This is a genomic window from Flavobacterium sp. (genome assembly GCF_044371705.1).
In the GTDB taxonomy this organism is placed as follows: Bacteria; Bacteroidota; Bacteroidia; order Flavobacteriales; family Flavobacteriaceae; genus Flavobacterium.
In genome coordinates, this window is record NZ_JBILTE010000080.1 from 1 (window position 1) to 11,784 (window position 11,784).

8 protein-coding genes and 1 pseudogene are annotated in these 11,784 nt (G+C 36.0%); 7 read left to right on the forward strand and 2 right to left on the reverse strand.

Annotated features, from left to right (window positions below; translation table 11 throughout):
- Positions 1 to 288, reverse strand: a pseudogene (locus ACIQ2S_RS07130) (hypothetical protein); the annotation flags it as partial.
- A gap of 173 nt (positions 289 to 461) precedes the next feature.
- Here ACIQ2S_RS07130 and gcvP point away from each other — a divergent pair.
- From gcvP to ACIQ2S_RS07165, 7 genes are all read left to right on the forward strand, one after another.
- Positions 462 to 3,305, forward strand: coding sequence for an aminomethyl-transferring glycine dehydrogenase (gene gcvP, locus ACIQ2S_RS07135; protein WP_396174405.1), 2,844 nt, complete (start codon positions 462 to 464; stop codon positions 3,303 to 3,305).
- Positions 3,306 to 3,405: 100 nt separating this feature from the next.
- The gene (locus ACIQ2S_RS07140) at positions 3,406 to 3,783 is read left to right on the forward strand and encodes a group III truncated hemoglobin (protein WP_396174408.1); all 378 of its coding nucleotides are present in this window, start codon (positions 3,406 to 3,408) and stop codon (positions 3,781 to 3,783) included.
- 126 nt (positions 3,784 to 3,909) lie between these two features.
- On the forward strand, positions 3,910 to 4,968 hold the full coding sequence (locus tag ACIQ2S_RS07145) for a 3-oxoacyl-ACP synthase III family protein (protein WP_396174410.1): 1,059 nt from the start codon (positions 3,910 to 3,912) through the stop codon (positions 4,966 to 4,968).
- Between the two features lie 197 nt (positions 4,969 to 5,165).
- Entirely contained in the window at positions 5,166 to 5,687 is a 522-nt protein-coding gene (locus tag ACIQ2S_RS07150; RefSeq protein WP_396174413.1) for a methyltransferase, read from the forward strand.
- A gap of 8 nt (positions 5,688 to 5,695) precedes the next feature.
- Positions 5,696 to 6,544 (forward strand): glycosyltransferase, encoded by an 849-nt coding sequence (locus ACIQ2S_RS07155; RefSeq protein ID WP_396174415.1) that lies wholly within the window; start codon positions 5,696 to 5,698, stop codon positions 6,542 to 6,544.
- Between the two features lie 94 nt (positions 6,545 to 6,638).
- Positions 6,639 to 7,379: an MlaE family ABC transporter permease gene (locus ACIQ2S_RS07160; protein ID WP_396174418.1), complete on the forward strand. Its 741-nt coding sequence runs from the start codon at positions 6,639 to 6,641 to the stop codon at positions 7,377 to 7,379.
- Complete coding sequence (locus ACIQ2S_RS07165; protein ID WP_396174420.1) at positions 7,379 to 8,152, forward strand: ABC transporter ATP-binding protein; 774 nt, start codon at positions 7,379 to 7,381, stop codon at positions 8,150 to 8,152. Before ACIQ2S_RS07160 ends, ACIQ2S_RS07165 begins: the two co-directional genes overlap by 1 nt.
- Positions 8,153 to 8,154: 2 nt before the next feature.
- Here ACIQ2S_RS07165 and ACIQ2S_RS07170 read toward each other — a convergent pair.
- Positions 8,155 to 11,784, reverse strand: a 3,630-nt coding sequence (locus ACIQ2S_RS07170) for a gliding motility-associated C-terminal domain-containing protein (RefSeq protein ID WP_396174422.1), incomplete at its 5' end; no start/stop codon positions are given.

An 11,784-nucleotide genomic window follows, 5' to 3' on the forward strand; every position in this document is an offset into this window, starting at 1 on the left:
AAAATAAAAAATGGTGGCAATGATTGAAAAGAAAGTAAGTCCCACAAGCCATCTGTTTTCTTTTAAATCGAAGGTTCCTTTTTGAAATGCTTCAAAATACTTCAGGAAATTATAACCGACAATAGTACCAAAAAAAACAGTAGTTGCAATCGTATCATTGGTAGGTAATTGTAAGGACAATTCCGTGACTCGAACCAATGCATAAATGGCCAAAGCCACGTGAATGGACGAATGAATATAAAAATCAAAAAGTGCTTTCAAATTTCCCACTAAGCAAAAGTAGCACATATGTTAATAAAACCCCTTTTTGGTTGAAAAATTCTAAAAATATTAGCCGTTGTTTAACGAAGAATTACAATAGTAATAATTACTTTTGTGCCTTAAAATTGAACTAGTTCACACTGAATGTAAATTCGATAGTTTAGATTCGCTAACAACACACATTTTACCATAAAAAATACATGAAAACAGACGCTTTTGCATTACGCCACATTGGTCCACGTCAAAACGACTTACAACACATGTTTAAAACCATTGGCGTTGAAAGTTTAGACCAGTTAATTTATGAAACCGTACCAGACAATATCCTTCTAAAAAAAGAATTAGACTTAGATCCTGCCATGACTGAGTTTGAATATCTAAATCATATTCAAGAGTTAGGTAAAAAAAATAAAGTATTCAAATCATACATCGGTTTGGGATATCATCCCACAATTGTTCCTGCTGTGATCCAGAGAAATATTTTTGAAAACCCAGGTTGGTATACTGCCTATACTCCTTATCAAGCAGAAATTGCTCAAGGTCGTTTGGAAGCTATTTTGAACTATCAAACCACTGTTATCGAATTATCAGGAATGGAGATTGCTAACGCTTCTTTATTAGACGAAGGAACTGCTGCTGCTGAAGCAATGGCTCTTTTATTTGATGTTCGTACTCGCGATCAAAAGAAAAACAACACGCACAAATTCTTTGTTTCAGAAGAAGTTTTGCCACAAACGATTTCCGTTTTACAAACACGTTCCACTCCAATTGGTATTGAACTAGTGATTGGAAACCACGAAACTTTTAATTTCTCTGCCGACTTTTTCGGAGCAATTTTGCAATACCCCGGAAAATATGGACAAGTTCTTGACTATGCTTCATTTATTTCAAAAGCAAAAGCGAACGAAATTAAAGTAGCCGTAGCTTCCGATATTTTATCATTGGTAAAATTAACTCCTCCAGGAGAATTGGGTGCTGATGTGGTGGTTGGAACGACGCAACGTTTCGGAATTCCGATGGGTTATGGCGGACCTCACGCTGCATTTTTCGCTACAAAAGAAGAATACAAACGCTCAATGCCGGGAAGAATCATAGGAGTTTCTATAGATGTAAACGGAAAACGTGCGTTACGAATGGCTTTAGGAACACGCGAACAACACATAAAGCGTGAAAAAGCAACTTCCAATATCTGTACTGCTCAAGTATTATTAGCAGTTATGGCAGGAATGTATGCCGTCTTTCACGGACCAAAAGGATTAAAATACATCGCCGAAAAAGTACATGCTTCTGCTGTTACTTTGGCCGATGCTTTAAATAAATTGGGTGTTTATCAAACGAATGTTGCTTTCTTTGATACAATTTTGGTAAAAGCTGATGCAGTAAAAGTGAAAGCAATAGCCGAAAAACACGAAGTAAACTTCTTTTATGTAGATAAAGGAACCATTTCTATTTCAGTAAACGAAACTACGTCGCTGAATGATATCAACCAAATTATTGCCATTTTTGCTGAAGCAACCGGTAAAGAAAATGCGGCAATTAGTCAATTAGCCAATGATTCAATGATTCCGGAAAACTTGGTTCGAAAGTCCGCATTTTTGAAACACGATGTTTTCAACAATCACCATTCGGAATCCCAGTTAATGCGTTACATCAAGAAATTAGAACGCAAAGACTTATCATTAAATCACTCGATGATTTCTCTTGGTTCTTGTACGATGAAGTTAAATGCTGCCGCTGAAATGTTGCCGTTGTCCATGGCGAACTGGAACAGTATCCACCCTTTCGCTCCTGTTGAACAAGCCGAAGGCTATCAAATCATGTTGAAAAAACTGGAACATCAGTTAAATGTTGTTACCGGTTTTCAAGGAACAACGCTACAACCTAATTCAGGTGCACAAGGCGAATATGCCGGTTTGATGGCTATTCGGGCCTACCATCTTTCAAGAGGAGATAACCACAGAAATGTATGTTTGATTCCTGCTTCGGCTCACGGAACCAATCCTGCTTCTGCAGCAATGGCAGGAATGAAAATCATCGTTACCAAAACAATGGAAAACGGCAACATCGATGTAGAAGATTTAAGAGCAAAAGCGATTGAACATGCAGATAATTTATCTGCTTTAATGGTAACTTACCCATCCACTCATGGTGTTTTTGAAAGTGCTATCACTGAAATCACAAAAATTATCCACGATAATGGCGGTCTAGTTTATATGGATGGAGCCAACATGAATGCTCAAGTAGGATTGACCAATCCGGCAACTATTGGTGCTGATGTTTGTCACTTAAACTTACATAAAACATTTGCAATTCCCCATGGAGGTGGTGGACCTGGTGTTGGACCGATTTGTGTGAACGAGAAATTAGTATCGTTTTTACCAACCAATCCAATTATTCCAACCGGAGGAAGTCAAGCAATAACAGCTATTTCTGCAGCTCCTTATGGATCGGCATTGGTGTGCTTGATTTCATATGGTTACATTTCAATGTTAGGCTCTGAAGGATTAACCAATGCAACAAAATTTGCCATATTAAATGCAAATTATATGAAAGCTCGTTTAGAAGCACATTATCCTGTTTTATATTCAGGTGAAATGGGTAGAGCCGCTCACGAAATGATTTTAGATTGTCGTTCATTTAAACAAAACGGCATTGAAGTTACAGATATCGCGAAACGTTTAATGGACTATGGATTCCATGCTCCAACGGTTTCTTTCCCGGTTGCAGGTACCTTGATGATAGAACCAACCGAATCAGAAGATTTGGCCGAGTTAGATCGTTTTTGCGATGCCATGATTTCAATCAAAAAAGAAATTGATTCAGCAAATGCGGATGATCATAATAACGTTTTGAAAAATGCTCCTCATACATTAGCAATGCTAACTTCTGACGCATGGGTTTTCCCATACACCAGAGAACAAGCAGCTTTCGCATTGGATTACATTTCTGAAAATAAATTCTGGCCAAGCGTTCGTCGTGTAGATGATGCTTATGGAGACAGAAATTTAGTTTGCAGTTGTGCTCCAATTGAGGCCTACATGTAAAAAATGTTTAAAATAGTTTAAAGTTTAAAAGTTTAAAGTTGTTTCATCACTTCTCTAAACTTTTTTACTTTAATCAATAACTACTTACCAATGTCTTTAAATGAAGGATATCCAAACGCAGGAAGACTTATTTCTGCTGGTAGATGAATTCTACAAAAAGTTACTTTCAGATGACGCCATCAGTTATATTTTTACGGATGTAGTAAAAATAAAATTGGAAGAGCATTTACCTATTTTAGTCACTTTTTGGTCGCAAGGTATTTTGGGAACTGGAGGTTATACAAAAAATCTGACGCGAATTCACGTAGAAGTGAATGAAAAAGAATATTTATCACCGGAATTATTTAGCATTTGGTTAAATCATTTTTATAATTCAGTTGATGAAAATTTTAAAGGTGAAAAAGCAGAACGCATAAAAACACAAGCTTTAAGCATTGCTACCGTTATGCAGATTAAAATAGCACAGAAAAAAAACTAATAATTGAGACTACAATAAATTTTGTGCTTATTTTTTGATTATTTCACAATTAAAATCACTTTGTTGTTTAATTCCTGATTTATGACGAATTAAATTAATAATTTAGTGCTATAATTGACCCTCATTATGAATATAAAAATAACAGGTTCCGGGAGTTATATTCCCACAGAAATAGTCAGTAATACTGATTTTCTAAAACACGTGTTTTTAAATGATGACGGAACTCCCTTTCCGCAACCAAATGATATTATTGCAGAAAAATTTAAAGACATAACCGGAATAGTAGAACGACGGTATGTTACTGATGACTTAAAAACATCAGACATTGCGACAATTGCCGCCAAAAAAGCTATTGAAAATTCCAAAATTGATCCTGAAACTTTAGATTACATCATCTTTGCACATAATTTTGGTGATGTAAACAAAGGAACCATTCAAACCGATTTACTGCCAAGCTTGGCCACTCGAGTAAAATTTAATTTGCGGATCAAAAACCCGAAATGCGTGGCTTACGACATGCTTTTCGGTTGTCCGGGTTGGGTAGAAGGCGTTATTCAAGCCCAGGCTTATATCAAGGCTGGAATGGCAAAAAAATGCTTAGTTATTGGTGCAGAAACCTTATCCCGCGTGGTTGACCCGCATGATCGCGACAGTATGATTTATTCTGATGGAGCCGGAGCTACTATTATTGAAGCAACGTCGGAAGAAGGTGGTATATTGGCACATGAAACGGCAACCTATACCTACGATGAAGCCTATTACTTGTTTTTTGGCAACTCCTTCAACAAAACACATGACCCCGACATCCGTTATATTAAAATGAACGGTCGCAAAATTTATGAATTTGCTTTAAGTCAAGTGCCAAAAGCCATGCAAGCGTGTTTAGATTCGAGTGGAATCGAAATTTCCCAAGTCAAAAAAATATTGATTCACCAAGCCAATGAAAAAATGGATGAAGCGATCATTCAACGCTTTTATCGACTTTACAAGCAAACGCCTCCGGAAGGTATTATGCCCATGAGTATTCATAAATTAGGAAATTCCAGCGTGGCGACGATTCCAACTTTATACGATTCTATCTTGAAAGGTGAAATTGAAAATCAAGAATTACACAAAGGCGATATAATTATGTTTGCTTCTGTTGGAGCAGGTATGAATATCAATGCGATTGTTTATCAGGTATAATTAGAAGCCAATCCTGCTATCCGTTGCAAGTCCTCGCTCAAAAAGTGGTTTTTTTACGTGTTATTCAATAGCTCCCAAGGTCGCTTTGCCTTCCACAAAAAAACTCAATTTTTGAGCTCCGGGCTTTCCACTACTATCAGGGCTAAAATGTGCCAACACCAAATAAATTAGTACATTTGTCTCACGAAAAGCTTAACATGTACGAAAAAACATTTCCCAATAAACGATTTAAAATTACACTTGAATTTTTAGAAAAGCACATTGCAAAATCGGAATCTATTCTTGATTTAGGCGTCGAAAATCCGTTTTCTAAAATCATGAACCAAAATGGATATCAAGTAATAAACACCAAAGGAGAAGATTTGGACTTTGATCCTTCTACTTTAGTGAATGAAAAATATACCGTTGTAACTGCTTTTGAAATTTTTGAACACTTATTAAATCCGTTTACGGTTTTACAAAACATCAAATCGGATAAAATTTTAATTTCAATTCCACTACGTTTATGGTTTTCGCCAGCTTACCAAAGCAAAACCGATCAATGGGACCGACATTACCATGAATTTGAAGATTGGCAATTGGATTGGTTATTGGAAAAAACAGGTTGGAAAATAATTGATCATGTAAAATTTACTCATCCCACTAACAAAATTGGCTTCCGACCGATATTAAGGTATTTTACGAATCGGTATTATTTAGTTTATGCCGAGAAAAAGTAATTAGTCGAATGAAGTATTACCTCATCATACCCACCTACAACGAAGAAAAATTCATTGCAATCACTTTACAGTCGATTGTGGCTCAATCGATTTTGCCTTCCAAAGTGGTTGTGGTGAATGATGGTTCTACAGATAAAACCGAAGAAATTGTAAAATCATTTACTTCCAACCATTCGTTTATTTCTTTGGTTAACAAAACTTCTGAAGCGATTCACTTGCCTGGCAGCAAAGTCATACAAGCCTTTCAAAAAGGATTAGAAGCATTAGATGACAATTACGATTTTATTGTAAAAGCCGATGCTGATTTGATTTTTCCGGCAAATTATTTTGAAACAATTAGCAAGCATTTTGAGTCGGATGAACAAATTGGCATGGTGGGGGGATTTGCTTACATTGAAAAAAACGGGGAATGGGTTTTAGAAAATCTCACCGACAAAGACCATATTCGCGGAGCTTTTAAAGCCTATCGAAAAGAATGCTTTCAACAAATCGGCGGACTAAAACCAGCGATGGGTTGGGATACAGTTGATGAATTGCTTTGTAAATTTTATAATTGGAAAGTGGTAACCGATGAAGCATTAAAGGTGAAGCATTTAAAACCTACCGGAGCCAGTTATAATCAAGCTGCTCGATACAAACAAGGAGAAGCCTTTTATTCGCTGGGTTATGGTTTTTTTATCACGTGTATTGCATCAGCAAAATTGGCGCTAATGAAAGGTAAACCTTTGTTGTTCATTGATTACATCAATGGTTTTTTTAAAGCAAAATCAGCCAAAAAACCTCTATTGGTGACACCCGAACAAGCAAAATTTATTCGAAAGTACCGTTGGAAAAAAATAAAAGAAAAGATCTTTTAGCCTTACAATTCTTTAAATAACTTGCATCAATAATCAGATTTGGTTTTAACGGTATTAAAACAGCAATACCAAATCTTTTTTCTATTTTTGTTTCATGCTAAAATTGCTTACACACATAGGAAAGTATTTCCTAATGCTTAAAGAGGTTTTCAATAAACCACTCAAATGGAGTGCAATGAAAACACTTATATTTAAGGAAATTGACGATTTAATTATCGGCTCACTCGGAATCGTAGCATTCATTTCCTTTTTTGTGGGAGGTGTTGTTGCAATACAAACGGCTTTAAACTTGAGCAATCCGTTTATTCCCAAAGATTTAATTGGATTTGCCACGCGTCAATCGGTGATTTTAGAGTTTGCACCTACTTTTATTTCTATCATTATGGCAGGAAAAGTGGGTTCATTTATCACTTCAAGTATAGGCACCATGCGAGTTACAGAACAAATTGACGCATTGGAAGTAATGGGTGTCAATTCCTTAAATTATTTAGTTTTCCCAAAAATTATTGCTCTACTATTATATCCTTTCGTTATTGGGTTGAGTATGTTCCTAGGCATCTTTGGTGGTTATATCGCAGGAGTTTACGGAGGTTTTACCGGTAGTGACGATTTTATTCAAGGTATTCAAACTAATTTAGTCCCTTTTCATATTACCTATGCTTTTATAAAAACGATGTTTTTTGCGTTCATAATTGCAACTATTCCCTCCTATCAAGGATACTATATGCAAGGTGGTGCATTGGAAGTTGGAAAAGCAAGTACGACTTCTTTTGTTTGGACTTCGGTTGCCATCATCGCAACAAACTATATCCTAACACAATTACTTTTAACCTAATGATTGAAATAAAAAACATAGAAAAATCATTTGGCGATACTCAAATTTTAAAAGGTATTTCGGCTGTCTTTGAAACAGGAAAAACCAATTTAATTATCGGTCAAAGTGGTTCAGGTAAAACGGTTTTATTGAAATCATTACTCGGAATTTATGAAGTTGATAAAGGCACTATATCTTTTGATGGCAGGATATACTCCGATTTAAGTAAAAACGATAAAAGGGAATTGCGAACTGAAATAGGAATGGTTTTTCAAGGTGGAGCTCTATTTGACAGTATGACGGTTGAGCAAAATGTAGGCTTTCCTCTGACAATGTTTAGTAATAAAACCAAAGCTGAAATAAAGGAACGCGTAGATTTTGTTCTGAACCGCGTGAATTTGACAAATGCTCATTCAAAAAAACCTGCCGAAATATCCGGTGGTATGCAAAAACGTGTCGCAATTGCACGAGCTATTGTAAACAATCCCAAATACCTTTTTTGTGACGAGCCTAACTCCGGTTTAGACCCAAAAACAGCCATTGTTATCGATAACTTAATTAGGGAAATTACAGAAGAATATAATATTACCACCGTTATCAATACACATGATATGAACTCTGTTATGGAAATTGGCCAGCATATTATTTTCCTCAAAGAAGGCGTTTTAGCTTGGACCGGTACAAAAAAAGACATTTTTAAAACCGATAACGAAGCGATCATTGACTTTGTATATTCGTCGAATTTGTTTAAAAAGATTCGAAAATCTCAAAATAAAGAGCACGATAAAGAATAAAATTAATTTTCTCTAGTTAGATATACCCATCCGGTTTTATGACTTCCGTCGGTAAAATAAATTAAATAATAGTAGGTTGCTGAAGGCAACGTGCTTCCGTTATCTGTCTGGCCTCGCCACTCATCAATATAATTATTTCGTTCATACATTTTCATTCCGTATCGGTTGAAGATTTTCAGATTCACCACGTCAAAATCTGACAAATCTAAAGAATCATTCATCCCGTCACCATTAGGTGAAATACCTTTGGGAATAGAACAATTGGTTTTTAAAACATCTAAGCCTAAACTGGCCGAACAACCTGAAGGATCGGTAGCTGTAACAATATAATTACCGGCAGGCATTCCCGAAATATCAATTGACGAACCTTGAGCAGTAAAACTTCCGGGACCAGTCCAAGAAAAAGTATAACCCACAAAATCATTTGCATTTGAAACTGCAAGAGTCTTGCGATTATCAATACATTTTTCTTCTATTTGGATTGGAATATCAATTACTTTTTCGATGACTTCTAGTTCTTGAATTTCTTCGCAATTGCCCAAACTAACCGAAGCTGAGTAAAGTCCCGGCTGGTTAATTTCTAAAACGCCAACTGAATCCGATTGTAAAAAAATACCATTTAAATACCAATTAAAAATAACATCACTCGCATTGAAATTGACCGGACTAACTGTTAATGTGGAACTTTGATTGTTACAAATTAAAACTTCACCTAGTATGGAAAAATCTGGCTTTATAGCTACTTCAATCGCAGTAACTGCAATCTGAGAATCGCATCCATTTACGGAAACATATAAAAAGTAGTCTCCTTCATTTATAGCTGCGACTTCATTAATAATCGGATTTTGTAAATTAGATTCAAAACCATTCGGTCCTTCCCAATAATAGGAAGCACCTGCAATTGTTGGAGTAGAAAGTTGTAATTCTGCTCCCTCACAAATAGGTGAAACCGCTGAAATGACTGGCAAAGATGGAAGCGGATTGACTTGTATTGTCACAATAGATTGAGCCACTTGATTACATAAATCTGATACAGTATATTGGTATTGAAAGCTTCCCGGAGGCAATAATGAAATAGCTACTGTTGAACCTGTCAACGCTCCGCTGTTTGACAAATCTGTCCAAGTTCCGTTCGCATCATAGGATGTAAATAATGAAAACAAATCAACCGATGGATTGTCTTCACAAACACTAGTTGTTATATTTTGTCCTGCATTAGGCAATCCTGAACTCGCATCAATAGTAACTGAAAGTGTTTGATTGATACACGAATTTGCATTTTGAGAAGTAATGCTCACAAAATACTGGCCTGAATTTGTAGTGGAATTAAAAGGAGAAAAAACTAGTTCATTGGTTGTGCTCAAAATATTTGCAGGATTTGTTCCCTTCCACCATTGATAAGTAATAAAAGCGAAATTTGGCAATGAAAGTGTACCATTTTGACCATTACAAAGTTGAGAAACTTCAATTTCCAAGGGAGGCAAAGCATTGATTTCATACAAACTATTGGCAATATTTCCACATACATCTTGAATTTGAAAATTATAGGTTGCCGGTTCAAGATTTAAAAAAATATTGGAAGTCCCATTATTAACTGTAAATGGCACACCGTTTTTCTCTGTTACTCTGTAAGTCAATGGCGGAACACCCTCCGCAACGATTATTGTATCCAAATTTCCATTGGCACATAAAAAACTGTACACATCAATAATTGAAGGCCCGTCATTGAAATCAAATTCATCTAAAACAGGTAAACAATTAGCAATTCCACCTATTTGAGTAAACGATTGAAATCGCTTGATGACTCTAAAATGACCAGTAGCTGCAATATTTAAATTGACTGAATTTAAAACTAACAAATAGGCGTTTGTAGGATTAGGCAGAACACCAGGAAGCATTACCACTCCTGTCAATGGATGCCCCCAGCTGCCTGTGAGTGGATCTTGCTTTTGCAGCCAAAAAGATTGTCCTAAAACTCCATTACTGGTATGCTGTACTTGTAAATTGAAAGAACCACAATTTTCAAATACATTTACAGTATTGGTGGTTACTTGATAACCTATAATGGTAACCAACTTTGAAGAAGTATATAGTTGCGAACCACATGTATACTCAAATTCAAATGTATAAATTCCAGCCGGTACATTTCCAAAATCAAAAGAACCGCTAGAATTCACATTGGTTGTTAAATTTAAAGGTAATGTTTGTTGAAAAGTAGGAGGTGCATTGATTAAGCTCACGGAAACTATAGGTTTATCTGCCGTAATTCGAAACCCTCCGAAGCCTATCTCACAACCTGGCCTTTGTGAAACAGTAATTTCAAACTCATTAGAAGTTTGAACTGCACCTGATAGTGTGTAAGTTTCTCCACAACTGTCAACCACTTGAAAAACATAGGTTCCTTCAAAAATATTTGAATTCATTACAAAAGTACCTCCAACAATTAACGAAGATAAATTTTGAGGTAATGTAGTAGGATATGCAGCTGGTGCACTTAATAAAGTTACACTTACAATAGCCGGCGAAGGTGCTATTGGTGTAGGCTGAATAATTATACTTCCAAGTACACAACCTGTTGGAACAAGTATAATTGGTGGTCCGGTTTCAATAGTAATTTCGGTGTTGACAGTAGCCGATCTTCCACAAGCATCGGTAACTTGGATAGTATAAATTCCTTCAGGAACTGGATAGGAAGAAGAACCATATTCTACCGAACTATCTAAAAAGGGGCCCGGATGCGAAGTATTTGCTTGCAAAGCATTAAATCCTGCCGGAGCTTGAATAAAATTTAAAGTATAAGGCGGTAGATAATTAGAAGGTGTAAAAGTTAGTTTAACTCCTGCACAAGTCAAAACTAAATTTTGAACACTTAAACTCAGAGATTGATTCACTACATTATTATTCCTCACAAAAACATTTCCACAACTATTGGTAATTTGAAGGTTGTACAAATAGGTTTGGCCATGATAAAAAGGAATTTCTTCAAGTACTACTCCATTTGAGCCGCCATTTGAAATGGTTTGAGAAAAAACAATAGGTGTGCCGCCACCAGGTGGAAATACTGTATGTTGAACTAGTAAAGGATAGGAAACAAAACTTCCATTGATGCCACCGTAAAAATTACTAACACTAATCGTAGTGCACGAAGGCAAAACCGCCGAAGGAAATGTAACGCTATCAATCACAATATCATGATCATTTTCTAAGAGCGTATAGGACTGAACCACAGCATCACCACAATTATTATAAACTCTAATTTGATATTGTCCGTCTGGAAGATTTGTAAAAACATTGGAGGATTGCGGAGGAACAACAATAGGTCCGGATAAAATTTCATATGAAACTGCTACACCAGTTGTTATATTTACAGTAATCTCTCCATCATTTCCACAATTTTCATTTTCTGATTCTATCGTATAGGTGAGTGGAACTATTAAATTTTGAATAGTAACCGTTACTTGTTGAACACCTGTTTGCGAACCTAAGGATTGGGTAGCAATAACTGCATAGGTACCAGAATTTAATCCGGTTAAAACAGGAGTGGTTAAAACTGCTATTGGAGTTGTAAGATTAGGCAATTTAAATACTGAATAACTCATAGTAGCTCCGGAAGTTGTTCCGGAAACTGTTAT